This is a genomic window from Pseudomonas sp. AP19 (assembly GCF_001728855.1).
Classification (GTDB): Bacteria; Pseudomonadota; Gammaproteobacteria; order Pseudomonadales; family Pseudomonadaceae; genus Aquipseudomonas; species Aquipseudomonas fluorescens.
The window spans coordinates 142,153-168,272 of the sequence record NZ_LXJP01000004.1 but is presented as its reverse complement, the minus strand read 5'-3'; the positions used below and the strand labels follow the sequence as shown (position 1 = coordinate 168,272).

28 protein-coding genes are annotated in these 26,120 nt (G+C 61.3%); 16 read left to right on the top strand and 12 right to left on the bottom strand.

Features of this window, described 5'->3' with window-relative positions:
* Window positions 1-19: 19 nt before the first annotated feature.
* The gene (locus tag A7D21_RS05955) at window positions 20-640 is read right to left on the bottom strand and encodes a DUF2796 domain-containing protein (RefSeq protein WP_053258241.1); all 621 of its coding nucleotides are present in this window, start codon (window positions 638-640) and stop codon (window positions 20-22) included.
* Between the two features lie 131 nt (window positions 641-771).
* Here A7D21_RS05955 and A7D21_RS05950 point away from each other — a divergent pair, with 131 nt between their 5' ends.
* The gene (locus A7D21_RS05950; protein WP_069551243.1) at window positions 772-1,113 is read left to right on the top strand and encodes a hypothetical protein; all 342 of its coding nucleotides are present in this window, start codon (window positions 772-774) and stop codon (window positions 1,111-1,113) included.
* Here the strand turns inward: A7D21_RS05950 and trxA are convergent.
* The 3 genes from trxA to A7D21_RS05935 form a co-directional block, all read right to left on the bottom strand.
* Window positions 1,110-1,982 carry a thioredoxin gene (gene trxA, locus A7D21_RS05945; protein WP_069551242.1) on the bottom strand — a complete coding sequence of 291 codons (873 nt, stop codon included), beginning with the start codon at window positions 1,980-1,982 and terminating at the stop codon, window positions 1,110-1,112. The two genes, A7D21_RS05950 and trxA, sit on opposite strands and share 4 nt — an antisense overlap.
* 127 nt (window positions 1,983-2,109) lie before the next feature.
* Window positions 2,110-2,766, bottom strand: a complete 657-nt coding sequence (locus A7D21_RS05940) for a methyltransferase (protein WP_069551241.1) — start codon at window positions 2,764-2,766, stop codon at window positions 2,110-2,112.
* Window positions 2,763-3,218 carry a YbaY family lipoprotein gene (locus A7D21_RS05935; protein ID WP_053258237.1) on the bottom strand — a complete coding sequence of 152 codons (456 nt, stop codon included), beginning with the start codon at window positions 3,216-3,218 and terminating at the stop codon, window positions 2,763-2,765. Before A7D21_RS05935 ends, A7D21_RS05940 begins: the two co-directional genes overlap by 4 nt.
* Window positions 3,219-3,357: 139 nt before the next feature.
* Between A7D21_RS05935 and nrdR the strand changes: the two genes are divergently transcribed.
* From nrdR to A7D21_RS05875, 12 genes are all read left to right on the top strand, one after another.
* Window positions 3,358-3,828 carry a transcriptional regulator NrdR gene (nrdR, locus tag A7D21_RS05930; protein ID WP_053258286.1) on the top strand — a complete coding sequence of 157 codons (471 nt, stop codon included), beginning with the start codon at window positions 3,358-3,360 and terminating at the stop codon, window positions 3,826-3,828.
* Window positions 3,825-4,961 carry a bifunctional diaminohydroxyphosphoribosylaminopyrimidine deaminase/5-amino-6-(5-phosphoribosylamino)uracil reductase RibD gene (ribD, locus tag A7D21_RS05925; RefSeq protein ID WP_053258236.1) on the top strand — a complete coding sequence of 379 codons (1,137 nt, stop codon included), beginning with the start codon at window positions 3,825-3,827 and terminating at the stop codon, window positions 4,959-4,961. Before nrdR ends, ribD begins: the two co-directional genes overlap by 4 nt.
* Before the next feature lie 47 nt (window positions 4,962-5,008).
* Complete coding sequence (locus tag A7D21_RS05920; RefSeq protein WP_053258235.1) at window positions 5,009-5,671, top strand: riboflavin synthase; 663 nt, start codon at window positions 5,009-5,011, stop codon at window positions 5,669-5,671.
* Between the two features lie 15 nt (window positions 5,672-5,686).
* Complete coding sequence (gene ribBA / locus A7D21_RS05915) at window positions 5,687-6,778, top strand: bifunctional 3,4-dihydroxy-2-butanone-4-phosphate synthase/GTP cyclohydrolase II (protein WP_053258234.1); 1,092 nt, start codon at window positions 5,687-5,689, stop codon at window positions 6,776-6,778.
* 88 nt (window positions 6,779-6,866) lie between these two features.
* The gene (ribE, locus tag A7D21_RS05910) at window positions 6,867-7,343 is read left to right on the top strand and encodes a 6,7-dimethyl-8-ribityllumazine synthase (protein ID WP_003194576.1); all 477 of its coding nucleotides are present in this window, start codon (window positions 6,867-6,869) and stop codon (window positions 7,341-7,343) included.
* Window positions 7,340-7,840, top strand: a complete 501-nt coding sequence (gene nusB / locus A7D21_RS05905) for a transcription antitermination factor NusB (RefSeq protein WP_053258233.1) — start codon at window positions 7,340-7,342, stop codon at window positions 7,838-7,840. Before ribE ends, nusB begins: the two co-directional genes overlap by 4 nt.
* Before the next feature lie 179 nt (window positions 7,841-8,019).
* A complete protein-coding gene (gene thiL, locus A7D21_RS05900; protein WP_069551240.1) occupies window positions 8,020-8,985 on the top strand; it encodes a thiamine-phosphate kinase in 966 nt (321 codons plus the stop codon).
* A gap of 56 nt (window positions 8,986-9,041) precedes the next feature.
* Complete coding sequence (locus A7D21_RS05895) at window positions 9,042-9,764, top strand: ABC transporter substrate-binding protein (protein ID WP_053258231.1); 723 nt, start codon at window positions 9,042-9,044, stop codon at window positions 9,762-9,764.
* Between the two features lie 129 nt (window positions 9,765-9,893).
* Complete coding sequence (gene ribA, locus A7D21_RS05890) at window positions 9,894-10,511, top strand: GTP cyclohydrolase II (RefSeq protein WP_053258230.1); 618 nt, start codon at window positions 9,894-9,896, stop codon at window positions 10,509-10,511.
* The gene (locus A7D21_RS05885) at window positions 10,508-10,927 is read left to right on the top strand and encodes a nuclear FMR1 interacting 1 family protein (RefSeq protein WP_053258229.1); all 420 of its coding nucleotides are present in this window, start codon (window positions 10,508-10,510) and stop codon (window positions 10,925-10,927) included. The genes ribA and A7D21_RS05885 overlap by 4 nt, the downstream gene beginning before the upstream one ends.
* A complete protein-coding gene (locus tag A7D21_RS05880) occupies window positions 10,924-11,724 on the top strand; it encodes a cobalamin-binding protein (RefSeq protein ID WP_069551239.1) in 801 nt (266 codons plus the stop codon). Before A7D21_RS05885 ends, A7D21_RS05880 begins: the two co-directional genes overlap by 4 nt.
* Before the next feature lie 138 nt (window positions 11,725-11,862).
* Entirely contained in the window at window positions 11,863-12,234 is a 372-nt protein-coding gene (locus A7D21_RS05875; protein ID WP_053258227.1) for a hypothetical protein, read from the top strand.
* A 262-nt stretch (window positions 12,235-12,496) separates the two neighbouring features.
* On the opposite strand, the gene A7D21_RS05870 is transcribed toward A7D21_RS05875, so the two are convergent.
* The 8 genes from A7D21_RS05870 to A7D21_RS05835 form a co-directional block, all read right to left on the bottom strand.
* The gene (locus tag A7D21_RS05870) at window positions 12,497-14,398 is read right to left on the bottom strand and encodes a TonB-dependent receptor domain-containing protein (protein ID WP_069551238.1); all 1,902 of its coding nucleotides are present in this window, start codon (window positions 14,396-14,398) and stop codon (window positions 12,497-12,499) included.
* 157 nt (window positions 14,399-14,555) lie between these two features.
* A complete protein-coding gene (gene dxs / locus A7D21_RS05865; RefSeq protein ID WP_053258225.1) occupies window positions 14,556-16,454 on the bottom strand; it encodes a 1-deoxy-D-xylulose-5-phosphate synthase in 1,899 nt (632 codons plus the stop codon).
* A 110-nt stretch (window positions 16,455-16,564) separates the two neighbouring features.
* Complete coding sequence (gene ispA / locus A7D21_RS05860; RefSeq protein WP_053258224.1) at window positions 16,565-17,452, bottom strand: (2E,6E)-farnesyl diphosphate synthase; 888 nt, start codon at window positions 17,450-17,452, stop codon at window positions 16,565-16,567.
* Window positions 17,449-17,691: an exodeoxyribonuclease VII small subunit gene (locus A7D21_RS05855; protein ID WP_003176346.1), complete on the bottom strand. Its 243-nt coding sequence runs from the start codon at window positions 17,689-17,691 to the stop codon at window positions 17,449-17,451. The genes ispA and A7D21_RS05855 overlap by 4 nt, the downstream gene beginning before the upstream one ends.
* A gap of 89 nt (window positions 17,692-17,780) precedes the next feature.
* Window positions 17,781-18,920, bottom strand: a complete 1,140-nt coding sequence (locus A7D21_RS05850) for a Fic family protein (RefSeq protein WP_069551237.1) — start codon at window positions 18,918-18,920, stop codon at window positions 17,781-17,783.
* Window positions 18,921-19,046: 126 nt separating this feature from the next.
* On the bottom strand, window positions 19,047-19,424 hold the full coding sequence (locus A7D21_RS05845; protein ID WP_069551236.1) for a MerR family transcriptional regulator: 378 nt from the start codon (window positions 19,422-19,424) through the stop codon (window positions 19,047-19,049).
* Window positions 19,363-20,007: an NAD(P)H-dependent oxidoreductase gene (locus tag A7D21_RS05840; RefSeq protein WP_069551235.1), complete on the bottom strand. Its 645-nt coding sequence runs from the start codon at window positions 20,005-20,007 to the stop codon at window positions 19,363-19,365. Before A7D21_RS05840 ends, A7D21_RS05845 begins: the two co-directional genes overlap by 62 nt.
* Before the next feature lie 254 nt (window positions 20,008-20,261).
* On the bottom strand, window positions 20,262-23,429 hold the full coding sequence (locus tag A7D21_RS05835) for a hypothetical protein (protein ID WP_069551234.1): 3,168 nt from the start codon (window positions 23,427-23,429) through the stop codon (window positions 20,262-20,264).
* Window positions 23,430-24,036: 607 nt separating this feature from the next.
* On the opposite strand from A7D21_RS05835, the gene A7D21_RS05830 reads away from it, so the two are divergent.
* The 3 genes from A7D21_RS05830 (at window position 24,037) to A7D21_RS05820 (ending at window position 26,027) form a co-directional block, all read left to right on the top strand.
* Entirely contained in the window at window positions 24,037-24,618 is a 582-nt protein-coding gene (locus A7D21_RS05830) for a YjfI family protein (protein ID WP_094470401.1), read from the top strand.
* A gap of 17 nt (window positions 24,619-24,635) precedes the next feature.
* On the top strand, window positions 24,636-25,334 hold the full coding sequence (locus A7D21_RS05825) for a PspA/IM30 family protein (RefSeq protein ID WP_053258218.1): 699 nt from the start codon (window positions 24,636-24,638) through the stop codon (window positions 25,332-25,334).
* Window positions 25,335-25,466: 132 nt separating this feature from the next.
* Entirely contained in the window at window positions 25,467-26,027 is a 561-nt protein-coding gene (locus A7D21_RS05820) for a rhomboid family intramembrane serine protease (RefSeq protein ID WP_069551233.1), read from the top strand.
* The last annotated feature ends 93 nt before the right edge of the window (window positions 26,028-26,120 follow it).

The following is a 26,120-nucleotide window of genomic DNA, read 5'->3' as shown; positions in this document are numbered from 1 at the left end:
CAGTGATCGGGTTTTCACATCAGAATTTCAGGGTAGCTGCCTGTGCCGTCGCTTCCACACCTTGCTGGCCGCTTGGGCCGATCAACTGCACGTTGATTTTTTGGGTGGCAGGGAAGGTCTTGAACACTTGGCTCAGGTCCAGAGTGCTCAGGGCCGTCGGCGTGGCGCAGGTGAACTGGTAGTGGGCGTGGATTTCGCTGTGATCATGATGATGCGCGTGAGCGGCTGCGCCTTTGCCGTCGGTGGCGTGGTCATCATCATCGTCGTCGTCATGATCGGCTTCAGGCTTGTCGCCGAACAACGGGCTGTTGAGCTCCTGGGTGCTGATCACGCAACCGGCAGCTTTAGGCAAGTTGAACAGGGCCAACGGGTTTTCCAGCTGTTTGCGGCTGGCCGCGACCTTGGCTTTATCGGCGGGGGTGGTGGCCTGATGTTCAAAACCCACGAGGTTCATGGCCGGGCTGTCAAATTCCAGCTCCAGCGCCTGGCCGTCGAGCACCGCATTGAGGCGACCGACGCCGTGTTCGTGGGCGCCCAGGCTGCCGTGCTCGTGTTCATGGTCGTGGTCGTGCTCGTCAGCCGCATGAGCAATGGCGAGTGGCAACAGGGCAAACGGCAAAGCGAGCAACAGACGGCGCATGAGTAGGCTCCAGAACATGAAAGTTTTGTTATGTAATCTTATAACGATAGGCCGCGAGTTTGAACGCCCGCTTGGCGATGCGCAAGTCGCGTGGGAGCATGCGGGTCGGAAAAATGCTGGGAGTAAGGACGATGTTACGAATTCGTGGAACCGTCGGCGACTTGCCGGTGGACTTGACCCTGGAACTCGACGACGGCGATTGGGCACGGCTGGGCGCGCATTTGCAGGCGGCGCCGGCAGCCAGCGTGCCGACTGCTGCACCGGTCAAACACACCGACGATCTGTGGCAGAGCGCCCAGGACCTGTTGCGCCAGGCCGGGCAACTCAATGGGCTGGAGTTGCTCGACCAGTTGGAAGGTTTGTCAGGTGACGCGGTGTCAGGCAAGCGCCTGTTGGTGCGCCTGCGCCACAGTGCCAGCGTGAAAGTCGCCAGCGGCGGGGATACGCCGCTGTACAGCTGGGTCGGCGATTAATACAGCGCGGCGAACAACTTGCGGCGGTACACGGTGACCAGCGGGTGGTCATTGCCGAGCAATTCGAATACTTGCAGCAAGGTCTTGTGCGGCAAGCCTTCGCTGTAGCTGCGATTGCGGATAAACAGCTTGAGCAGGCCTTCCAGCGCGGCGTCGTATTGCTGGCGAGCGAGTTGCTGAATGGCCAACTGATAGGCCGCTTCATCGTCCTGCGGGTTTTGCGCCAGGCGGCTTTTCAAGTCGGCGGCGTCCGGCAAATCGGCCGCCTGGCGCAGGAAGGTAATTTGCGCCTTGGCCCCGGCGAGGGCGGCTTTGTGGTCGTCGCTTTTTACGGCGTCGAGCACGGTCTGGGCTTCGCCCAACTCACCGCGCTCGGCCAGGCAGCGCGCATACAGGATCAGCGCGGCGGCGTTGGTGTTGTCTTCGCCCAGCAGTGCGACCAGGACCGCTTCGGCATCGCTGACACGGCCTTCGGCAAACAACGCCTGGGCCTGTTCCAGTGGGTCAGCGGCCGCTGGCGGCGGCATCTGCACATGCGGCTCCAGCATCGCCCTTACCGCCGACTCCGGCTGCGCCCCGGCAAACCCGTCCACGGGCTGGCCGTCCTTGAACAGCACCACGGTGGGCAGGCTCTGAATGTCAAAACGCGCGACGATATCCTGCTCGGCCTCGCAATCGATCTTGGCCAGCAGCAGCTCGCCTTGATAACTCTCGGCAATTTTCGCCAGCATGGGCATCAACGCCTTGCACGGCGCGCACCACTCAGCCCAGAAATCCACGAGTACGGGTTTTTCGAAGGAGTTCTGGATCACGGCCTGGTCGAAGTTGGCGGTGGTGACGTCGAAGATGTACGGCGTGGGCTCACTCATGGGGCGTCTCGAATCAAGCGGGAATGGGGCAACTATAAGGGGATGCAGTCCAGATCGCCATCGCGGGCAAGCCCGCTCCCACAGCGGCACTCAGTCATCTGTGGGCGCGAGCTTGCCCGCGATGGCCTCAAGAGCGCCGCGAATGGTACAGGCTCACCTTGCGAAACTCCCAAGGCTCGGCCAGATCGGGCAGGGTCAGCGCATCAAGGATTTCCAGGCGTTGGTAAGCCGGGTGCTGGAAGTCGCGTACCCGCGAGTCTGCCACCAGTGCCTCGCGGCCACGGGTAAGGAACTGGTCGAGCAGCGGCAGGTTGGCGCGGTCGTAGAGCACGTCGGCGACCAGGATCAGGTCGAAGCGGTCGGCTTCGGCGAAAAAATCTGCTGAATAACTCAGCTCCACCGCGTTGAGTTCGGCGTTTACCCGGCAAGCGGCCAATGCCAGCGGGTCTAAATCACACGCGACCACTTCCCGCGCACCCGCCTTGACGGCGGCGATCCCGGCCACGCCGGAACCGGCGCCAAAATCCAGCACGCGTTTGCCGGCGACCCACTCGGGGTTGGCCGCCAGGTAGCGCGCCAGCGCCAGGCCGCTGGCCCAGCAAAAACTCCAGTAGGGCGGTTCATGCAGGATGCGTCGGGTCTCTTCGGGGCTGAAGGCGCGGTCCATATTGTCCGCGTCGAGCAGCCACAATGAGAGCGCGGTGCCCGGCAGTGGGCAGGGCACCAATTGCGCGTCGCCGATCAGTTCGCTCAGCGCCCGTTGCAGGTCCAGCGGTGGCGTCATGGTGCCTTGACGAGTTGCAGGGGGCCGGTGGTCTGGGTGATGGCTTGGGTGATGCGCACGGCAGGCAGGTGCAGGATCAACTGGCCGGACTGGCTGGCGCGACCGCGCAATTCAACCCGCGCACCGGCCGGGAAGGCGTCCGGGTTGAAGCGCAGACGGAAGGCCACGGGCTTGCCGTTGCCGGTCAGCACACTGCTGGCGAGCAGTTGTTGCGGGCGGTTGCGCTCGTCGATCACCAGCAGCGCCAGTTCGACTTCGGCGTTGGCCGGCACGCCGTTGAGGGTGCCGTTGATTTCACGCTGAAACGCCGGCAGCGGGCCCAGGTCTTCAATACCGGGGACTTTTTTCTCTTGGGCGGGCGTTGGTTGCGGTACCGACGGTTTCGGGGCTTCGCTGCTGCAGGCGACCAGGAAACTGAACAGGGTGAGTAAAACAAGTGGTCGTAACTGCATGTACGGCTCCAGAAAGGGCAAAATCCGTGGCTTAAAAAATATGAAACATAATAGTCAGCCTATATACCGTAAAGGCTATGGCTTGTCTTGCCATGGGGATGCGCTACCATGGCCCTCCCTTTTTTTGTTGCCTGCCACCATGCACTGTCCCTTCTGCGGTGCCAACGACACCAAGGTCATTGACTCACGTCTGGTCGCCGAGGGCGATCAAGTACGTCGCCGGCGTGAATGCCTGGCCTCTGGCTGCGGTGAACGTTTCACCACCTTCGAAACCGCCGAACTGGTGTTGCCACGTCTGATCAAGTCCGACGGCAGCCGCCAGCCTTTCGACGAAGAAAAACTGCGCGCCGGTATGCAGCGCGCGCTGGAAAAACGCCCGGTGAGTGTCGAGCGCCTGGAAGCTGCGCTGGCGCATATCAAGCACAAGCTGCGTGCGACCGGCGAGCGCGAGGTCAAGAGCCTGGTGGTTGGAGAGCTGGTGATGGGCGAGCTGCAAAAGCTCGACGAAGTCGCCTATATCCGTTTCGCCTCGGTGTATCGACGCTTCCAGGACCTCAATGAGTTCCGCGAAGAGATCGACCGCCTGGCCCGTGAGCCGGTAAAGAAATGACCGCACCTTCTGCAGAACAGACCATCCTCGACGCCCATTACATGGCCCGCGCCCTCGAATTGGCGCGCAAGGGCGTGTACACCACCCATCCCAACCCGCGTGTGGGCTGCGTGATTGTGCGGGATGGGCAGATTGTCGGCGAAGGCTGGCATGAGCGCACCGGCGAACCCCATGCCGAGCCGAATGCGTTGCGCGCCGCCGGTGACAAGGCGCGTGGCGCCACGGTGTACGTGACCCTTGAACCCTGCAGCCACCACGGGCGGACACCGCCTTGCGCCGATGCACTGGTGAGCGCCGGTGTCGCGAGAGTGGTCGCCGGGATGCAGGACCCCAACCCGGAAGTGGCCGGGCGTGGCCTGCAGCGTTTGGCCCAGGCCGGTATCGAAACCCACAGCGGCGTGCTGGAAAGTGAAGCGCGCGCGCTCAACCCGGGCTTCCTCAAGCGCATGGAACACGGCCTGCCGTTCGTGCGGGTCAAGCTGGCGATGAGTCTGGACGGCCGCACCGCGATGGCCAGTGGCGAAAGCCAATGGATCACCGGCCCTGCCGCCCGCGCCGCCGTACAGCGCCTGCGCGCCGAGGCCAGCGTGGTGTTGACCGGTGCCGATACGGTGCTGGCCGACGGTGCCCGCCTGACCGTACGTGCCGCCGAACTGGGCCTGGACGAAGCCACCACTGCGCTGGCCATGTCCCGCCCGCCATTGCGCGTGCTGATCGACGGCCGCCTGCGGGTGCCGCTCAACGCGCCATTCTTCAAGGCCGGCCCGGCGCTGGTCATCACCTGCGTTACCCCAGAGAACCAGTTCCCCCGTGGGCCCGAATGCCTGGTCGTGCCAGGCGTTGACGGTCAGGTTGACCTGCGCTCGGCGCTGGTCGCGCTGGCGGCCAGGGGTGTCAACGACGTGTTGGTCGAGGCCGGCCCAAGCCTGGCGGGGGCGTTTGCCCAGCAGGGGTTGGTCGACGAGTACGTGATATTCGTCGCCGGCAAGTTTCTGGGCTCCGCCGCCCGGCCTTTGCTGGACTGGCCGCTTGATAAACTCGCCGACGCCCCCCAACTCAAGATCACTGAAATGCGCGCTGTAGGCGATGACTGGCGAGTCACTGCCATCCCTCTTCCAGCAGCGAGCGTATAATTCTGACCGGGCGCTCAAGCGCCCGTCCCGTTTTCCAGGAGAAGGCCATGTTCACCGGCATTATCGAATCCATCGGCAGCATCCGCGCCATGACCCCCAAAGGCGGTGATGTGCGCTTGCTGGTTGAAACCGGCAAGCTCGACCTGGGCGACGTCAAGCTGGGCGACAGTATCGCCGTCAGCGGCGTGTGCCTGACCGTCATTGAGCTGCCGGGCAATGGCTTTGCCGCCGACGTCAGCCGGGAAACCCTGGACTGCACCGCGATGAACGACCTCAAAGCCGGCAGCCCGGTCAACCTCGAAAAGGCGCTGACCCCAACCACCCGACTCGGTGGCCACCTGGTCAGCGGTCACGTCGACGGCGTCGGCGAGGTGGTGGCGCGCAGCGAAAACGCACGTGCCGTGGAATTCCGCATCCGTGCGCCCAAAGAGCTGGCCAAGTACATCGCCCACAAAGGCTCGATCACCGTCGACGGCACCAGCCTGACCGTGAACGCCGTGAATGGCGCCGAATTTGAACTGACCATCATTCCCCACACCCTGAGCGAAACCATCATGGCGTCATACCAGCCAGGTCGCCGGGTGAACCTGGAAGTCGACTTGCTTGCCCGTTACCTGGAGCGCCTGTTGTTGGGCGATAAGGCCGCAGAGCCAACCGGGAGTCACATCACTGAAAGTTTTCTGGCCGCTAACGGCTACCTGAAATCCTGACCAAGGGGGTGCCGCGTGGCGCTCAATAGCATCGAAGAACTGGTTGAAGACATCCGCCAAGGCAAGATGGTCATCCTGATGGATGACGAAGATCGCGAGAACGAAGGCGATATCATCATGGCCGCCGAGGCCTGCAAGGCTGAGCACATCAACTTCATGGCCAAGCACGCCCGTGGGCTGATCTGCATGCCCATGAGCCGCGAGCGTTGCGAATTGCTCAAGCTGCCCTTGATGGCGCCGCGCAACGGGTCGGGTTTCGGCACCAAGTTCACCGTGTCCATTGAAGCGACCACCGGCGTTACCACCGGTATTTCTGCCGCAGACCGCGCACGCACGGTGCAAGCCGCCGCCGCCAAAGACGCCAAGGCGGAAGACATCGTCAGCCCCGGCCACATTTTCCCGCTGATGGCCCAACCGGGCGGCACCCTCGCTCGCGCCGGCCACACCGAAGCTGCCTGCGACCTGGCGCGCATGGCCGGTTTCGAGCCGAGCGGCGTGATCTGCGAAGTGATGAACGACGACGGCACCATGGCCCGTCGCGCTGAACTCGAAGCCTTTGCCGCCGAACACAACATCAAGATCGGCACCATTGCCGACCTGATTCACTACCGCATGATCCACGAACGTACCGTTCAGCGGATTGCCGAGCAGCCGCTGGACAGCGAACTGGGCCAATTCAATTTGGTGACCTACCGTGATTCAGTGGAAGGCGACGTGCACATGGCCCTGACCCTGGGCACCATTTGCGCCGACGAACCGACCCTGGTGCGCGTGCACAACATGGACCCGCTGCGCGACCTGCTGATGGTCAAGCAGCCCGGCCGCTGGAGCCTGCGCGCCGCCATGGCGGCGGTGTCCGCGGCAGGCAGCGGTGTGGTGTTGCTGTTGGGTAACCCGGTGGATGGCGACGTGTTGCTCGCGCATATTCGCGAAACCGCCGAGAACACGCAGGTCAAAACGCCGACCACCTACAGCATCGTCGGTGCCGGTTCGCAGATCCTTCGCGACCTGGGTGTACGCAAAATGCGCTTGATGAGTGCACCGATGAAATTTAATGCGATATCCGGTTTCGACCTGGAAGTTGTAGAATACGTGCCCTCCGAATAACGGCCGGCTATTTTTGCCCCTTGTTCGCGGTTAAATCATCACTGAGGGACGCACTTTTCGCGTCCCGGCTCTTTAAGAGATTTGTCGAATGACCCTGAAGACCATCGAAGGTACCTTCATCGCCCCCAAAGGCCGCTATGCCCTGGTAGTTGGCCGCTTCAACAGCTTCGTGGTTGAAAGCCTGGTAAGCGGTGCCGTTGACGCCCTGGTTCGCCACGGTGTGAGCGAGAGCGATATCACCCTCATCCGTGCCCCTGGCGCCTTCGAAATTCCTCTGGTTGCGCAAAAAGTTGCCCAACAGGGTGAATACGCGGCGATCATCGCCCTGGGCGCGGTCATTCGTGGCGGTACTCCGCATTTCGAATACGTGGCGGGCGAATGCACCAAGGGCCTGGCCCAGGTGTCCATGGAGTTCGGCGTGCCAGTCGCTTTTGGCGTACTGACCGTCGATTCCATCGAGCAAGCCATCGAGCGTTCCGGCACCAAGGCCGGTAACAAAGGCGCTGAAGCAGCCCTGTCCGCGCTGGAAATGGTCAGCCTGCTGTCGCAGTTGGAGGCCAAGTGATTTCTGACGAGAGCGATCAGTTCAACCCTCAGGACCCACGCCCTGCGGATGCCGGCAAGCCATCCAAAAGCGAGAAACGACGTAAAGCACGTCAACTCGCCACCCAGGCGCTGTACCAGCGTTTGCTGGCGGGCGCTTCGCTGAACGAAATCGAAGCGCAGTTTCGCGTCGATAACGACTTCACGTTTGCCGATCAGAGCTACTTCCACGACATCCTGCACGGTGTGCATGCCAACCTGACCGAGATCGACACGGCACTGGCGCCATGCCTGGACCTGACCATCGAAGAGCTGGACCCGGTTGAACTGTGCGTGATGCGCCTGTCGACCTGGGAGCTGCTCAAGCGCGTCGACGTGCCGTACCGCGTGGTCATCAACGAAGGTATCGAGCTGGCGAAAGTCTACGGTTCGACCGACGGCCACAAGTTCGTCAACGGCGTGCTCGACAAGCTGGCCCCGCGCCTGCGCGAAGCCGAAGTGAAGGAACACAAGCGCTAAGTTGCGCTTGAGTTCCTGTGCCTTGCCTTACCAATGCGTTCCTGTTTTGGTGAGTGGCTGTTGCTGCCAGACAAGGCGCCGCGACGACTCATAGCGTGCTATGGGGAGGAGCGGCAACGCAGTATGGCGGCAACAGACGCCGCCAAAAAGGAACCGCAGTGGTGAGGCAGGGCACATTGATGGGTGAGTTCGAGCTGATCCGCAAGTACTTCGCCGCCGCGCCGTGTGCGCAGGGCGGTGAAGGTATTGCCCTGGGGATCGGCGACGACTGCGCCTTGCTGGCGCTCCCCGCCGGGGAGCAGTTGGCAATCTCCACCGATACCTTAGTGGCCGGCGTGCACTTTGCCGACCCGTGTGACCCGTTCCTGCTCGGCCAGCGCTCGCTGGCCGTGGCAGTGAGCGACCTGGCCGCCATGGGCGCCCATCCCCTCGCGTTTACCCTTGCCCTTACCACCCCGACGGTTGATGCCGATTGGCTGCAACGCTATGCCCAGGGTTTGAATGCCATGGCGCAAAGCTGCGGTGTGGGCCTGGTGGGCGGCGACACCACGCGCGGGCCGCTGAGCCTGACCCTGACGGTGTTTGGTCGAGTGCCGGCCGGGCAGGCATTGACGCGCAACGGTGCACAGCCGGGTGACCTGCTATGTGTGGGTGGTGAACTTGGCAATGCCGCTGGCGCCTTGCCGTTGGTGCTGGGGCAACGTACGGCTGACGCCGCCATCGCTGAGCCGTTGCTCGCCCATTACTGGTCGCCGCAGCCGCAGTTGGCACTCGGCCTGGCGCTTCGCGGCAAGGCGACATCGGCCATGGATGTTTCCGACGGCTTGTTGGCCGATTGCGGGCATATCGCCAAGGCATCGGCTGTCAGCCTGCTGGTTGAGCGTCAGGCGTTGCCGCTTTCCGCAGCGTTGCTGGCGTTTGTCGGTGATGATGAAGCCCGTGTTGCCGCGCTGAGTGGGGGCGACGACTACGTGCTGGCCTTCACCTTGCCCCGCGCCGAGTTGGCACCCTTGTTGGCGAACGGCTGGCCGATCCATGTGATCGGCCGGGTCGAGGCAGGGCAGGGCGTGACGCTGCTCGACGCCACTGGGCAAGACATCACCCCGGTCGTGCGCGGCTATCAACATTTTCACGAGGCGCCGTAAGCCCACGAGCATGCGCTACCCTCTATACCGTTATCACGGTGTAGGAGGTTGTCACCATGGTTGTGCGCCGCTGGCTGCTGATCATGATGTGTGCCGCGTCGCTGGTGCTGGCAGATGAAGCCCCCGTCCCTGGCAAGGTGGTGCTGGCCAGCGAGGAATGGAGCAACTACACCAACAAAGATGGCAGTGGTCTGGCCTGGGATGTCTTGCGTCAGGTCTTCGAACCGGCCGACATCACCGTGCAAACCCGCACCGTGCCCTATACCCGCTCGATCGGGCTGGCCCAGCGGGGTGAGGTGGACGGCTGGGTGGGTGCCTATCGCGATGAAGCCAGCGGCGTGTTGTACCCGCACTGGCACTTCGACGCCGACCACATCTACGCACTCGGCTTGGCAACGGCGCCGACGCCGAGCCTCGCCACCCTGGGCAATTACCGCTTGGCGTGGGTGCGCGGCTATAAGTACGAGGCGTACTTGCCGAACCTGCACCGCTTCAACCAGATCGAGCGCCGTGACAGCATCCTGCCGATGCTGCAACACGCTCGCGTCGACTTCTATATCGACTCCCTTACCGAAGCCAACCTCGTGCTGAGTCAGTCGGATGAGCCGTCGCAATTCAAGCTCACTCATATTGCCGAGCTGCCGCTCTATGTAGGCTTCGCCGACACTGAGCGCGGGCGCGCCTTGATGGCCGTCTATGACCGGCGCATGGCGGCTTTGATCGACAGTGGCGAGCTGAAGCCGATTTTCCTGCGCTGGAAACAGCCGTATCCATTCTGACCTGCATAGAACCTGGACGAAGGCCAATCGAACCGATTGATCTTTATCAGCGATAATTCAGCTTAAGCGTCCGTAGGAACCTGCTGTTACAATGACGCCCTCTGTGAAATCTGAAATCAGGAGCACACGGTGCCCGTCGTTTTCGTCGCTGCTTCCAAGCTGCCTACCCCTTTTGCCACGTTCACCATGAATGGCTTTCTCGAAGAGGCCAACGGGCGCGAGCACGTTGTGCTCAGCCTGGGTGACATCGCCGACGGCGCGCCGGTGCTCGGCCGCGTGCACTCCGAGTGCCTGACCGGCGACGCGCTGTTCAGCCAGCGCTGCGACTGCGGATCGCAATTGGAAGCGGCCATGCGGGCGATTGCCCGTGAAGGCCGTGGCGTCTTGCTGTACTTGCGTCAGGAAGGCCGTGGCATTGGCCTGATGAACAAGATACGGGCTTACGAGCTGCAGGACGGCGGCGCCGATACTGTCGAAGCCAACGAGCGCCTGGGCTTCGCCGCCGACCAACGTGACTACGGCATCTGCCTGCCGATGCTGGAACATCTGGGGGTGAAATCCCTGCGCCTGATGACCAACAACCCGCGTAAGGTCAAAGCCTTGACCGACATGGGCATCACCGTGGCCGAGCGTGTGCCGCTGCACACCGGGCAAAACCCGCATAACAAACTCTACCTGGCCACCAAAGCCAGCAAGCTCGACCACATGATGGGTAACGAGCATCAAGGCGAGGTCGACCGCGCGTGACCCGTGGCCAGGTAAAACGCCGACTGTCCTTCAACTGGTGGCAGTACCTGGCCCTGGCAGTGCTCCCGTTGTTTGTCATCAACCTGGTGTTTGGTCAGGCCGAATCCCTGCTTCCCGTACTGGCCATGCCGTTCTTTATTGCCGGCGTGGCCTCGATGTTTCTGAGCCTGCGTTATTTCCATGGCTATAAACACGCGCTGATTGCCACTTCCAAAGCCCTCGACACGCCCGAAGAACCGGCTGCCTGGATCACCCTCGCGGCACGTCGGCGAACGGCGTTGCTGGTGGCTGCCCTGCCAGCCTGGATCGGTGCGTTAGCGGTGTTTGTCGGCCTGGAGGCGGTGCCGCTGTGCCTGCTGGCGCTGTCGACGCTGGTGCTGTTTTACCTCTATCGCATTCCGCGTCAGTTGGGATGAGGCGTTACTGGCTGGCGGTCCTGCTGCTGGTCTTCAGTGCCCAGGCATTGGCGGTCGAGCGGGTGGTCAGCCTGGCGCCGTCGCTCTCTGAAATTGTGCTTGAACTGGGCGCTGCCGACTTACTGGTTGGCGTGCTCGATGGCGGCGACCGGCCGGCGGCGTTGGCGAACGTGCCGTCGGTGGGGCATTACGGGCAACTGAACATGGAGCGCCTGCTCAGCCTCAAGCCCGACCTTATTCTGTTATGGCCCGGCAGCATTGGCCCGGCACAGCGCGAGCAGTTGCTGCGCCTGAATATCCCCGTGTACGTCGCTGAACCTCACAGCCTTGAACAACTGACCACCCAGGTCCAGGCGATTGCTCAACAAGTGGGCCGCGAGGAGGCTGGCCGGCAGTTAGCCGCGCAGTTGCGCCAGCGTCTGGTCGAGCTGCGCCAGCGCTATCAGCGTACCGAGCCGTTGCGAGTGTTTTACCAAGTGTGGAATCAGCCGCTATACACCGTCGGCGGCGGGCAGATCATCAGCGATGCCCTGGCGGTCTGCGGGGCACGCAATGTGTTTGCCGACCTCAAGCTGCCAGCGCCGCAGGTCAGCGTCGAGTCGGTGTTGCAGCGCAACCCGCAGCTGATTCTGGCCGCCGATCAGGCACAACTCGACGCCTGGAAGGCTTGGCCCCAAATCGCCGCAGTGGCCGACGCTCGGTTGCAGATTGTGCCGGATAAGGGGCTGGAGCGGCCGAGTGGGCAGATGGTCGAGGCTATTGCGAAGCTCTGCCAGTCAATCGCGCCCGAGCGCTGATTAACCATCGTAGTTTCGCCTTATACGTTCGGATTGATCTGTCATGAATGCCGGACGTTGCCGCCAGAACTGCATGAGCCACGATGTTAGTTTCGCTGCCTGCCCACTCGGGTTGATCAAGCAGCTTAAGGACACATCATGCGTTACTTTTTGGCGTTGGCAGGTATGGCCCTCACATTGGCGTTAATCAGCGGGTGCGATCTCTCCCAACGGATCACCGCGCTCAGGACATTCGGTGCTCATCCTGTGGTGGACCGCTCTTCGTCGATGGACAGCACCCAGCAGGACATGCTGAACATTCAGGCACCCACGAAAATCACCGCTATCCGTGGCGGCACGGCACAGTGCTTCGATTACGTATTGGCACGTGACGGGAAAAAAGCGGATTACTTTGTGTCGTTCACCTCGCAGGGTTGGGCTAACGCCTGGGGATATTCAACCTGCAGCGCAGCGCTGGCAGACGGCAGCCTTGCATCCAATGCGCGCATCAACAGAATCCCTCAGCGTTGATGGTGTGTGACCGCCATCGCGCTGGTGTGCGCGCGCACCGCGGCTGAGCGCCCGCGATCGGTCACCTGTAGGCAATTGGGTATTAACAGAACCCAGTGTCCGGCAGAAAATTTCTGCGGCAAGGCTGAGTCTTGATCGAGCGTGTGTTCGCAAGCATCGTCCATCAGACGGCTTGTGGCGTTTGCGTGCGTCTTCTGACTGCTTGCCTTGGAACACGGTTTTTTCCGCTACTGCGCCAGGTCCATCGAGATTCAATGTACGGTTAAAACATGGGCGTCCAGGTGACCCCGAACATCCATGCCCGGCCTTCTTCGCGATAATGCTGATTGTTCTGGAAATTCGGGTCCTGGTAGCTGTACATCGCCCTGGCATAGGTCTTGTCCAGCACGTTATCCACCTTGATCGACAGCAACACCTCGCGGCTCAACGCCCAACTGCTGCGCAGCCCCAACAACGCGTAACCGCCCAGGCGATTACGATTGTCTTCATCGTCGTAACTGCTGCTGATCGCTTGCCAGCTGGCGCCGACGCTCAACTGATCGAATTGTCGATCCAAATCCACGTTCAGCGTGCGGCGTGCACGGCGGGCCAACGTGTGGCCGGTATCGCGGTCACGCGGGTCGATGATCGAAACCCCCAGGTTGCCCTGCCAGCCGAACAGCTCTTGCTTGAGCGCCGCTTCAACGCCATTGATACGCGCCGACGCCACGTTTTGCGGCTTGCTGGTGCTGTCGAGGATGATCGCGTTGCTTAAGTCGGTGCGATACAGCGAGGCCTCTACGCGTGTGCTGTCACTCAGTTGGCTGCGCCATTGCAGCTCGTAGCTCTTCGAGGTCTCGGGCTGCAGGTTGGGGTTGCTGTACTGGGTGTCAGGGTAATAAAGGTCGTTGAAGGTCGGCGCGCGGAAACCTTCGCTGTAGCTCAGCAGCACGTCATTGTCAGGGTTGATCGGCACGGTAAGGGTGCCGCTCCAACTGTTCTGGCTGCCAAACTGCTGGTTCTGGTCGCGCCGCAGGCCCAATTCCGTGGAGAACCGCTCGCTATGGAAGCGATGCTGCACAAAGGCGGCGCGGTTCCAGCGGCTGTTTTCGGTAAAGGCGGTGCTGCCGTTGAAGCGATCTTCGTACCCGTCACCGCCGAGAATCAGGCTGTTCTGATCATCGAGCGTCAGGTCGTTCTGCCAGTTGAGCGAATCGCGATAGGTGTTGAATACACTGAAATCAGCGCTGAGCTTATCGCGCTTGGTGTCGCGGTTTTCGCTGTGGCCCAGCTCCAGGCGCGACTGCCAGCGCTCATTGAGCTTGGCGTCGACATAGCCACTGGCGCTGCTCACGGTGTAGTCGGTGTAGGGTTTTTGCCCGACACTTTGCCCGCTGGCGGCGTCGTAGCGGCCGAAGCTGTTGTCGTACTCTGACTTGCCACGGTTATCCAGCAGGTTGAAGCCCACTTCCAGCGCATCGTTGATGGCGTGGCTGAGGTTCAGGCTAATCGATTGATTGCGATAGGCATCACGGTCGCCATCGCTGGCAAACGACGCGTGGGAGGCGTTGATCCCGGCCGTTTCATCCAGGCTCGCCCCCAGGTTGAAGCGTGTGTGCTCGTCACCGCCGGAGAGGCCAAGGCTACGCTCCCACGTCTGGTGGCTGCCAAACCCCAGCTTCAGGCGCGGCTGCAGGCCCTGTTCGGCATTGCGCCGGGTAAATATCTGGATCACCCCGCCGATTGCATCGCTGCCGTAGATCACCGAACGTGAGCCGCGCAGCACTTCCACGCGTTCAATCTGATCGACGTTCAGGTACTGCAACCCGCTGTCACCGGAGGTGGTATTGGCGATACGTTGGCCATCGACCAGCACCAGGCTTTGCGCGGATTTGGTGCCGCGAATGTAGATCCCCGGCAGGCTGCCACGGCCACCGGTGCGCGCCACTTGCACGCCGGGTACGCGGCTGAGCAGGTCGGTCACGCTGGTCGGTTGCAGGCGGTCAATGTCATCGCGGGTGAACACGGTGTTGGCCGCACTGCTGTCATTGCGGGCCTGCACCTGACGGTTGGCGCTGATCACGACGTCCGGGAGTTTAAGCGCGTCGTCGCGCTCGAAGGCCTCGGCGAGCAAGTCAGTGCTGGGGAGCAGCAGCAAGGGCAGGGCAAAGCGAAGGCGGGTCATGGGCTGTCCCTGGCATTTGAAAATGGCATAAAACCAATGTGGGAGCGGGCTTGCTCGCGAATGCGGCGGCACCTTCAACCTCTCGGTTGACTGATACCCCGCATTCGCAAGCAAGCTCGCTCCCACAGGTTGGCCCGGTTTTCACCGGGAGGTCGGGTTACAGGCCGAGCAGTGCCATGCGTTCGCGCACCGAGGCTTCAATCCCGGCTTCGTCCAGCCCGCATTCGGCAAGCATTTGCGCCGGCTTGGCATGTTCGACGTACACGTCCGGCAAGCCCAGGTGCAGCACCGACTTGAGGATATTCTCCCGCGCCAGGAACTCACTGACCGCCGCACCGGCGCCGCCCATGATGGCGTTTTCTTCGACCGTCACCAGCAGCTCATGGCTCGCGGCGATTTCGCGCACGAGGGCTTCGTCCAGCGGTTTGACGAAGCGCATGTCGACCACGGTGGCGTCGATCTTCTCGGCGACTTTGAGGGCTTCGGCCAATTGCACGCCAAACACCAGGAATGCGGTCTTGCTGCCTTGGCGGCGAACAATGCCCTTGCCGATTTCAATCGGCTCAAGGTCTTTTTCGATCAGCGCATTCGGGCCGTTGCCGCGAGGGTAACGCACGGCGGCCGGGCCGTTGTACACGTGACCGGTGCTGAGCATCTTGCGCAGTTCGTTCTCGTCGCTCGGCGTCATCACCAGCATGCCGGGAATGCAGCGCAAGTAGGACAAATCAAAACTGCCGGCGTGGGTCGGGCCGTCTTCGCCGACCAAGCCTGCGCGGTCGATGGCGAACAGCACGTCGAGATTCTGCACCGCCACATCATGAACGAGCTGGTCATAGCCGCGTTGCAGGAACGTGGAGTAGATCGCCACCACCGGTTTCGCGCCTTCGCAGGCCATACCGGCCGCAAACGTCACGGCGTGCTGCTCGGCAATCGCCACGTCGAAATAGCGCAGCGGGAAACGCTCGCTGAACGCCACCAGGTCGGAGCCTTCCTTCATCGCCGGGGTAATCCCCACCAGGCGTGGGTCGGCGGCGGCCATGTCGCACAGCCATTCGCCAAATACGCCGGAATACTTCGGCCCGCTGGCCTTTTTCGGCGCGGCGGCGGGAGCGTCCACAGGCTCGAGCTTGGTGATCGCGTGGTAACCAATCGGGTCGACTTCCGCCGGGGCGAAGCCTTTGCCTTTTTTGGTGACGATGTGCAGGAATTGCGGGCCCTTGAGGTCACGCATGTTGCGCAGCGTGGCGATCAGGGTCGGCAGGTCATGGCCGTCGATCGGGCCAATGTAGTTCCAGCCCAGTTCTTCGAACAGGGTGCCAGGCACCAGCATGCCCTTGGCATATTCTTCGGTACGCCGGGCAATTTCCCACGCGCCGGGCAGGCGCGAGAGCACCTTCTTGCTGCCTTCGCGCATGCTGGCGTAGGTGCGGCTGGAGAGGATTTTTGCCAGGTAGTTGGACAGGCCACCGACGTTGCGCGAGATCGACATGTCGTTGTCGTTAAGGATCACCAACATGTTGGCGTTCACTTCCGGCGCATGGTTCAGCGCTTCGAACGCCATGCCGGCGGTCAGCGCGCCATCGCCAATCACGGCAATCGCCTTGCGGTCGCTGCCTTGCAGGCGGGCGGCAATCGCCATGCCCAGCGCCGCACTGATGGAGGTGCTGGAGTGGCCGACGCCAAAGGTGTCGTACTCGCTTTCGGCGCGACGCGGGAAGGCGGCCAGGCCGTCCTTCTGACGCAGGGTGCCCATGCGCTCGCGACGGCCAGTGAGGATTTTATGCGGATACGCCTGATGGCCCACGTCCCACACCAGCCGGTCGTCCGGGGTGTCGAACACGTAATGCAAGGCGATGGTCAGCTCGATAACGCCCAGCCCTGCACCGAAATGCCCACCGGTCTGACCGACCGTGTAGAGCAATTCCAGGCGCAACTCATCGGCCAGGGTTTCCAGCTCGGCTTCACCCAGTCGACGCAGGCCGTCCGGCGTGGCAGCACGGTCGAGCAGGGGCGTGGACGGGCGCTTGCGGGGAATCTCTTGGAACGTCGTGGGCATCAGGCGAATCGTTATAGGTATAGAAGAGGCGGCAGTTTACCTCAAGCCGTGCAAACTGCCCACGCAGAGCGCCGAACTTGGCTGATATGCGGCGCTAATAGCCCGCGTTATCAGTGGCGGCGTTCGACGATATACCGCGCCAGGTCGCGAAGTGGCTCGGCCGCCGCGTCGAAAGGTCGCAGGGCATTCAGGGCCTGGTCACGCAGTTCCAGGGCATACGCCTTGGCGGCTTCGAGGCCGAGCAGGGCCGGATATGTCGGTTTATCGCGTGCGGCATCCGCACCTTGGCGCTTGCCGAGGGTCGCGGTGTCACTTTCGACGTCGAGAATGTCGTCTTGCACCTGGAAGGCCAGGCCGATGGCTTGGGAATAGGTCTGCAAGGACGCCAACTGCGCAGCGTCGGCCCGACCGCTGGCCAGGGCGCCGAGGTGCACGGCGGCTTCGATCAGTGCACCGGTCTTGTGGCGGTGCATGTGTTCAAGGGCTTGCTGGTCCAGCTTGAGGCTGACCGAACCCATGTCGATCGCTTGCCCGCCGACCATGCCGGCCGGGCCTGCGGCCACCGCAAGTGCCGTGACCATGCGCAGGCTGATCTCGGCATTCACGCTGTTCAGGCGCGGGTCCAGCAAGGCGCTGAACGCCAGGCTCTGCAAGCCGTCACCGGCGAGGATCGCATAGGCTTCATCAAAAGCTTTGTGGGTGGTCGGCTGGCCGCGACGCAAATCATCGTCGTCCATCGCCGGCAAATCGTCATGCACCAGGGAGTAGGCGTGAATCAGCTCGACCGCACACGCCGCGCCATTGGCCTGCTCGGCAGGCGCGCCCAGGGCTTCACACGCGGCATACGCCAGCAACGGGCGCACACGCTTGCCACCATTCATCACGCTGTAGCGCATGGCAGCATAGAGGCGGTTCATTTCCGGGCTTGGCGCAACAAACAAGGGCTCGAGCGCCGCATTGACCCGGGCTTGGCTACTGGCCTGATACGCGTCGATCATTCCGGCTGTTCCGCATCGAAAGGTTCTTCGGCCAACTCCCCGTCACGTTCCAGCAGCACCTGGACCTTCTGCTCCGCCTGCGCCAAGGCGCTCTGGCAGTCGCGGGTCAGGCCGATACCTTGCTCAAACGCCGTCAGCGAGTCCTCCAGCGACAACTCGCCGTTCTCCAGACGCTCGACCAGGGTTTGCAGGTCGGCGAGGGATTGTTCGAAATCGAGTGCAACTTTTTTGCGGGCCATGGCGGCTATTCCGGTAGACGGTAAACCGGCGCGACACTAGCAGACATGGGGATTCTGGGCAAATGAGCGGGCAAATGAGTGGGGGCGCTTCAGTCGTCTCGGCCATTGATTTGATAACGCGTACTACGGCCTCCGCCGGGCAAGCGGACCAGGCAGTTTTTTTCCAGCAGATCAGCCAGATGGCGGGTTGCAGTAGCCTTGGACACCTTCGCCACGGCCTGGTACTGCGCGGCGCTGATGCCGTGTTCGAAGCCCTTTTCACCGCCGTCGAGCAGGCGGTTGAGTACCTTGATCTGTTCGGTGGACAACGAGAGGTCGCGGTGCTGCTGCCAGAACCGGGGCTTGCCTAGGACGCGTTCTATTCGCGCCATCGCCTGCTGCAGGCTGCGCAACAGGGTTTTCAAAAACCACGCCAGCCAATCAGTGATATCCAGTGTGGCCTTCTGGCTGGACTCCAGCGCGCTGTAGTAACCGGCGCGGTCCTCGAGGATGCTGGCTGACATGGCATAAAAACGGATGGCCTGATGGTCGCCCTGGGCCAATGCCAAATCAGTGATTGCGCGGGTCAGGCGACCATTGCCGTCATCGAACGGATGCAGCGTGACAAACCAGAAGTGCGCGACGCCAGCGCGGATCAGCGGGTCCAGCTCTGGCTGGTTGCGGCTGGTTTCGAACCATTCGAGAAAATCACCCAGCCCTTGCTCCAGGCCTCGGCGCGGTGGCGCCTCGAAATGGACCGTTGGCCGATCAAGTCGCCCCGACACCACCTGCATGGACTCATCTCCCCTCAGTGCGCCGACATTGAGCGCGCGTGGGGCAAAGCCAGCTTCCGGGGTGGGGAACACCCAGTGATGCCAATTCAATAAGCGCGTAAGAGTGAACGGCTGCGCGAATTGCTCGGTGGCGTCCATCATCAGTTCGGCGAGGCCTTCACTGCGTCGACTCACCTGGCCGTCCTGCATCGCCTCCAGGCCCAAGCGCCGCGCCAGAGAGGAACGCACGGAGCCGACATTCAGCTGCTCGCCCTCGATTGCCGAGGAGGTCAGAATATTTTGCAGCAACGCATCCAGCTCATTCTGCGCACTGACTGTCTGGCTGACGGAGCCAAGCATGCCCAGCAGCTTGCCTTGGGCTTGCCCGCACTCGCGCAGCAAGACCGCCAGCTGTCGGGGCTGCCAATGAAAGTGGGGCCAATCGGTGTGTTGCCAGATCCAGTACGGATGATCCATGGGGCATGCCTGGGTGCGTGAGCCGAATAAAAACGTTATTCGGCTCATTTTGTGAGCCGATTGTGCATCCTATTCGGCTCATCGTCCACCAGACACCGAGCCAGACGGCGGCGTCGTCCGGGAAAGTCAGTCACTGTCAGCGGTTAAATAACACTGCCCCTGCGCGTCCTTAAGCTGTGCTTCAAACGCGATCAACCCCGCCTGCATCTGCTGCAACCCGGCAATCTGTCCGGCCAGTTCGCGCTTCTTACTGGCGATGGCCTGCTCTGCCCGTGCCCAAGGCAGGGCATCGCCTTGGTGCCCGTGCAAAATCCCCTGCAACTCCTTGAGCTTGAAACCCAACTGCTGGGCGCACTTGATCAATGCCAACAGCTCGACACTGTGCGCGGAATAGACCCGATAGCGCCCCTCCCGCTGCGGTACTGGCAACAAACCTATCGCCTCATAGTGACGAATCGCCTTGATGGTCGTGCCCGATAACTGCGCGGCTTTGCCGATGTACATGAAAACTCCCTTTTCCCATTAGTCCGCCCGCCTGTGTCAGCCACTTTGCGCGGTGCGCTGGCGTAGATCCCAGCACCGGCCCGAACAGCAACGTCTTGGTCGGCCGGATGCCGCAAAACGCCAGGGTCGCGCTGCGCAGTTGATGAATGCCCGGCATGCGGTAGAACCAGCGGTAATACCACGGCGGCGTGTCCAGGGTCACCAACAAGTGCGCGGTTCGGCCGAGCAGTAGCTTGTCAGGAAACAACTTGCCTTCGCGGTATTTAAAGGCAAAGCCGGGTAGGAAAATACGGTCGATAAACCCCTTCAACACCGCCGGAATACCGCCCCACCAGATCGGGAAAACGAAAGCCAGGTGGGTGGCCCAGAGGATGTCGGACTGGGCGCTGAGCAAATCGGGCTCCAACGCCTGAATCTGCGTGTAGCCGTGGTGAAGCACGGGGTCGAAAGTCAGATCGCCCAGGGATAGCACGCGTACCTGGTGACCGGCGACTTTTGCGCTGTGGATGTAGGCTTCGGCCAAGGCTGAACACAGGCTCGTGGTGGAAGGGTGGCCGAGGATGACCAGGATGCGTTGGTGCATGGGGTGAGGTCCTGAACGTCGAGGCGTTCAGGGTAGGGTGTGCCGTATAGGGGAGAGTCAAGGGCCGCCCGGTTAAGCGAACCCAATACTCAAAGCAGCAACGATCCAAGGTGGGAGCGGGCTTGCTCGCGAAGACGTCGGCCCAGCAAACATTGAAGTTGACTGAACCACCGCTTTCGCGAGCAAGCCCGCTCCCACCGGGATCTGCACTTAACAGAACCGCAGGGGCTTGCCTGAAAAATGCCTACGCAACATCAGGCCGTGTGCTTGCTCCCTGTGTCCATGTCCGTGCTGCCCCAAGGCCGCCAATCATCAGTATGCCGCTCACTGCCATGTGGCCCGCTGGAGCTGGTCCCGCCTGCCAGGAATTTTTCCCACAGGTTCTTGCTGTCGGGGTCGCTGTCTTTGTGCAGGTAGGGCGCCAGCCGCGCCAGGGAGCTGCCTTTTTTGTCTTCGGTTTCCTTGAAGTGTTTCCACTCGTCGGACTGGTACTCGAACATCGACTTGTCGTCCGGCGTGTCCCGGCCGCCATACATATAGGTGGCATAACGCGCGTATTCGAGCTTGTCGCCCCAGTCGTCCTTGGTTACGCCGGCAGCGGCGAGGTCCTTGAAGAACTTGCCCTGGGAATCGGTGAGCTTTTGCAGCTTGGCATGCTCGACCGCTTCGGCGATCAGGGTGCCTGCGACCCCGAAGATCACCCCGGCCACGGCGAAAATCGGGCCCGCCACACGGGCGCCGATGGCGAGCCCGCGAATAACCGTCGCGGCCACATCACCGGCCAGTTTGCCGGCCAGGTGCGCGCCTTTGGGGGCGAACATCGCGATGGTATTGGCAATCGCCATACCGGTGCCGGACGCACCGCCGCCCAGCGTGAAGGCCGCGTCGGTTTTTTCCAGTGCGGTCTTGGCGTTTTTCAGTTTGCGCGCGCCGGAAACGATGTCCATCACGCCGCCGGTCAAATCCAGGCCGGCGCCGCCCATAAAGCGCAGGAACGAGCGCCCGGAGGCGATCGCAATTTCAGATTTCGAAGCCGGGGCGCCTTTGCCGGGAATGTCCTTGACGCCCATGTGTTCGCCAAGGGATTTGGCGGCGTTGTCATACTCCTTGACCTCATCGGCCGACAGGTTGCCCACGTCGAGCTGCTTGAGGGTTTCGGAAGACTCTTTGACGCGGCTGCTGATGGATGCGGCCAGCGCGTCAGATTGTTCAGTGGCTTTCTTGCCCCAGATATCCGGCAGGTTCTCATCGATCAGGCCGAGCCATTCGGTGGCTTTGATTTTAGGCGGGCCTTTGCCGTCTTTGTCCACGGCAGGGTCATAGGTTTTAGTGCCACCCAGGGTTTCCACAATGTTCGAGCCGAACTTGAGGAAGTCGTTGGTAAAGCTCAAGCCGGCGACCAGGTCTTTCGCGGCGGCGATTTTCTGGTCGTCGGTCATGTTGCCGCCGCCATTGGCGAGTTGCAGGGCGCCGCTGACCAGGTTCATGGTGCCCGCCATCGCACTCAGCCCGCCGGTGGAGCTGGCGGTGTGCAGCACCGTCTTCAAGGAACCGGCCGCCGCTTCGCGATTGGCGCCCAGGCCCTTCAATTGGGTGTCGACCACCTTGTCGATGGCTTTCGGGTCGCCGCTGGCAGCCGCCAGACGAATGGCCGCAGCGATCTGTTTGTTTTCTGCCGGGGTCAGCCCTTTGATATGGCCGTCGAGGATGTCGATCTCATCCTTCATTTTTTTGTACATGTCGTAGGCTTTGTCGCCCTTGTCCAGCCCACCCAGGGCGGCGTTGATGCCACCCTTGATCATGGTGAACGAGGCCTTCAGCCCGCTTTCGGCATTCTCCGGCGAGACCTTGTCGGGGTTTTCCATGTAGGTGTTGAGTTTGTGCGTCATCATGTTCTGGTCGAAGGTCTGACGGCGCGCGGTGAAGCTGTCCGGTTCGAGGATGCGCAGCGACTCGAAATAGCGGTCCACGTCCAACTCGGCCATTTCCGATTTTTTCGGATCGCCCGAGTCATTCATGGCGATTACATATTCTTCGAAGTTCAAGTTGGCATCACGGCTGCCATCTTTAAACAGCGCCGGGAACACTTGTTCGCGCACTTCATTCAAGCGGTCTTGCGACAAACTACCGACACTTTTCTTTAGTTCGGCGTCGTAACGATCTTTAATCCCTTCCTTGCCCATCAACGTGGAAATTTCTTTGGCGAGTTTGTCTTCGTCGACCATCTCCTTCACGTCGTTGCCATTGAGCTTGGTCGGGGTCTTGTCCGTTTCCCGGTAAGTGCCGCTGCCCAGGTTGATGCTCTCGGCATAGCCGTACAGGTCGTAGCCACTGTCCAGTGCGGCCTGGGCGTCCATCAGCTTGACGATCTTGGCTTCATCCGAGTCTTCGCTCAGCTTGCCGCTCTTGATGTCATCGCGAATGCCCTGCACAAAGTTCTCGGCCGTCTGGCCGCCCACGGTCTTGTCGTTGGGCAACTCCATGTCCATTAACCCTTCGGCGCCGAAGGTGGGGATGTTGTAGGTGTCGCGCAGGGCCTGCACGTCCTGCGGCTCATCGGGTGGCGCGGCCTTGTCGGTATGGGTCGCGTCTTTGACGTGCATCAGGTCACCCTTGAGGCTTGAGTAGCCGTACTTGCCGAAATCCTGCAAGCGGCCGGCCTCGGTGCCGTGGCGGGCTTCTTTGTCTTTGGTGAAGCCATCAATGCTGTCGTTGTCTTTGTTGCGGGCGTCATAACCGGTCAGCAGCTTGCCGTTTTCATCGATACTGACCACGTGCTCCAGCACCTGGGTGGCGCGGTACGCGGCGTCGGCATCGTGGTCGAAATCCCCCACCTGTTTCTTGAGGTTCTCCTTCACATCGCTCTGGTTACCGAGGTTTTTCAGCAGCGGTGTGGCGTCGATAATCTCCTTGGCCGAGCGCGTGTCACCGTCGGGGCGCTTCTGCTGGTCGCCCAAGTCCGACTTCACCACCTCGCCGCGCAGGCTCGAATAGCCGTACTTGCCGAAATCCTGCAGGCGACCGGCCTCGGTGCCGTGCCGAGCGTCGCCGTCCTTGGTGAACCCGTCGATGCTGTTGTTGCCGACATTTTCGCCAGCAGTCAACTTGCCGCTCTCATCGATGTACTCGACATGTTCGAGCACTTTGGAGGCGCGATAGGCCGCGTCCGCGTCCTTCTCAAAATCGCCGACCTGCTTTTTAAGGTTGTCCTTGACCCCACTTTGATTGCCCAGTTGGGCGAGCAGTGGCGTGTCATCAATGATTTGCTGGGCCGAGCGGGTATCACCCTCAGGGCGTTTCTGGCCCTTGCCCAACTCATCCTTGGGCGCAGAGGCTTTTTTGACGGATTTTTCCCAGGCAGCGACGGAGCTTTTAGGGGTGACCGCGGCGTCCTTTGGGGTCGTTTCTACCTTCGCTACCATGGTTCTTCTCCTGATGTAATTATTGCCCCGGCGTCTTTTAAGACGCGCAGGGGCGCCCAACTTCCTGGATAACTACCCGAGGCTGTTTATTGAATAACAAGAGGGCGGCCTTAGTGGCGCGGCCGCTGTGCATGAGTGCTGCCAATAACACTGTCACGCAACTTAGCATGATGAATTAGCCGACTAGCCCAGCCTTCACAACAATTCACAACGCCACGGCTAATGTGAAACATTCGGGGCGTAGTGCCGGCCCCTGCAAAAAAAGCGCGCCATTCAGGGCAGGCTTATCCTAGAGCGCGGCAAGCGAAGTGTTGAGGCGCTGTCAGCGCCGCATAACCGTTCATCAGATTGCGATGCAGTCGTGTCAACCTTGGCCAAGGGGGGCTTTTGGCTGGGGCGCAAACGCCAGGTAAAAAATCTCACGCGTGAGCTATTGAGCATGCCGAGCATTACCTGTAGATTTTCTCACGCGTGAGTTTTTCACAACGAGGTCAGTACCATGAAAAGCAGCTCTCCATCGAGCCCGCCAGCAGGGCCCGATACCGATTCAACAAGCCGCAAGGGAGAGCGCTTGAAATCGCCTGCGAAAAAGCCATCGAGCTTTTACATGAAGCAGATGCGCGCGGGCTTGGCGGCCGCCGGTTATGTGAAACACGAGACTTGGGTGCTTCCCGAAAACCGAAGCCTGCTCAAGCAGATGGAGAAACAGCTTCGCCAGCCGATTCTGGCTGGCTCATTCATGTCGGAGAATTTCATGAGCGCAGGTACTAACTGGAATATCGATCGCCTCTTCACGGCTTTTCAGGCGTTGGACGAAGTGGTGTCCAACGACATTACGCTTTCTCTGGTTCAAGGCTCCGAGTCCAGCATCAAGCTGGAAATGAACGACTTCGGGGGCTTGCCGATTTATATCGCGGTAGTGGGCGAGCAGATCATCGTGGACACCGTGCTGGTCGACGTCGAGTCCATCAACGACGTAACCGCCTTCAATGACGCAGTGCTGCGCAGTCGGGAAATGTTCCCGTTGTCTTCGATCGGTATCGAGTCCATGCCTAACGGGCAAGTTGTTTACAACATGTTTGGCGCACTGAGTTCCGACTCCAGCCTGACTAACATCGTGACCGAGGTGAAAACCCTGGTTGATAACGTGCAGCGCGCCAGCGAAGCCTTCGAACGTTTCTTCAATTAATTATTCGGGAGTATCCAATGACTCAGTCCATCTGGAGCAAATTGTTCACCGCGCTGCGTGGCGGTGCCAGCGAAGTCGGCGAATCGATCGTTGACCAACAAGCCCTGCGCATCCTCGACCAGGAAATTCGCGACGCCGACACGGCGCTGGCCAACGCCAAGCGTGAGCTGGTCAGCATCATGGCCAAGCACAAGCTGGCGTCTGATCGCGTGGGCGAGTACGACGCCAAGATCAAGGACCTGGAGTCCAAAGCGATGGCGGCTATCCAGGCCAATCGCGAAGACCTCGCCCTGGAAGTCGCCGAAGCCATTTCGACCCTGACCAACGAGCGTGACGTCGAGCAAAAGCAGACCACCGAGTTCGGCGGGTACGCTGAGAGCATGCGCAAAGACATCACCAAAGCCGAAAGCCGGATCAAAAGCCTGCGCCAGCAAGTGGACATGGCCAAGGCGCGTGAAAGCGTACAAAAGGCCCAGGTCAGCGCGTCCATCGCCAGTGGCGGTGCCAACGGCAAGCTGGAAACCGCCGTCGGTACGCTGAACCGCTTGCAAGCCAAGCAGCAGCAACGTGCCGCTGAACTGCAAGCCCAGGATCAACTGGCTGAGGCCTCCACGGGCAACGACCTGGAGCGCAAGCTGCGCGAAGCTGGCATTACGCCGGACACAGGCAGCGCCAACGCGATTCTGGAACGCCTGAAGCAAAAGTCGGCTGAGTAAAAAGCGCCGAAGCAGGCCGGGCAGGTCAGTTAAGTGAACGAAATGCTCAAAGCAGCGGCGCTCCCACAGAGGCCTTGCACTTAACTGACCGGCATTCAGGTCTGCCCTTCCTTTTTTTACCTCGAGGTCAGGATGAATACCCTCAAGGGTTTCAAGACAATCGCCGGCCTGGCCGTTTTTATGGTCGCGCTGCAACTGCTCAATGTCGCCACCGGTTACAGCCTCATGGCATTCGGCCTGGTCCCGAGAACCGTGCAGGGGCTGTTCGGCATCCTTGCCTCACCTTTTTTACACGCGTCCTTCGCTCATCTGAGCGCCAACCTGATTGCCTTTTTGGTGCTGGGCAGCCTGGTCATTGTCGAAGGGCTCAACCGGTTCATTGCCGTCAGCGCGATCATCATTCTGCTGGGCGGCTCGCTGGTCTGGCTGTTCGGTTTCAGCGGCGTGCACGTCGGCGCCAGCGGCTGGGTATTCGGCCTATGGGCCTACCTGCTGTCTCGCGCCTGGTTCCACCGCAGCTGGAGCAACCTGATCATCGCCGGTGTGGTGGCGGTGCTGTATGGCGGCCTGATCCTTGGCTTTCTGCCGCGCCAGGGGATTTCTTTCGAAGGTCATCTGTTTGGTGCGCTCGCCGGGTTTATTGCGGCCAAGGTACTTCTCTCTACGCCGCGCAGCAGGTTTAATGCCGGGTGAATGCCGAGGCGATGACGTCATCAGGAATCAAGTACCCAGGGAATCGGGACGACATGTCGATTTTTCTTTTATTGCGCCTATACGCGGCCTGCC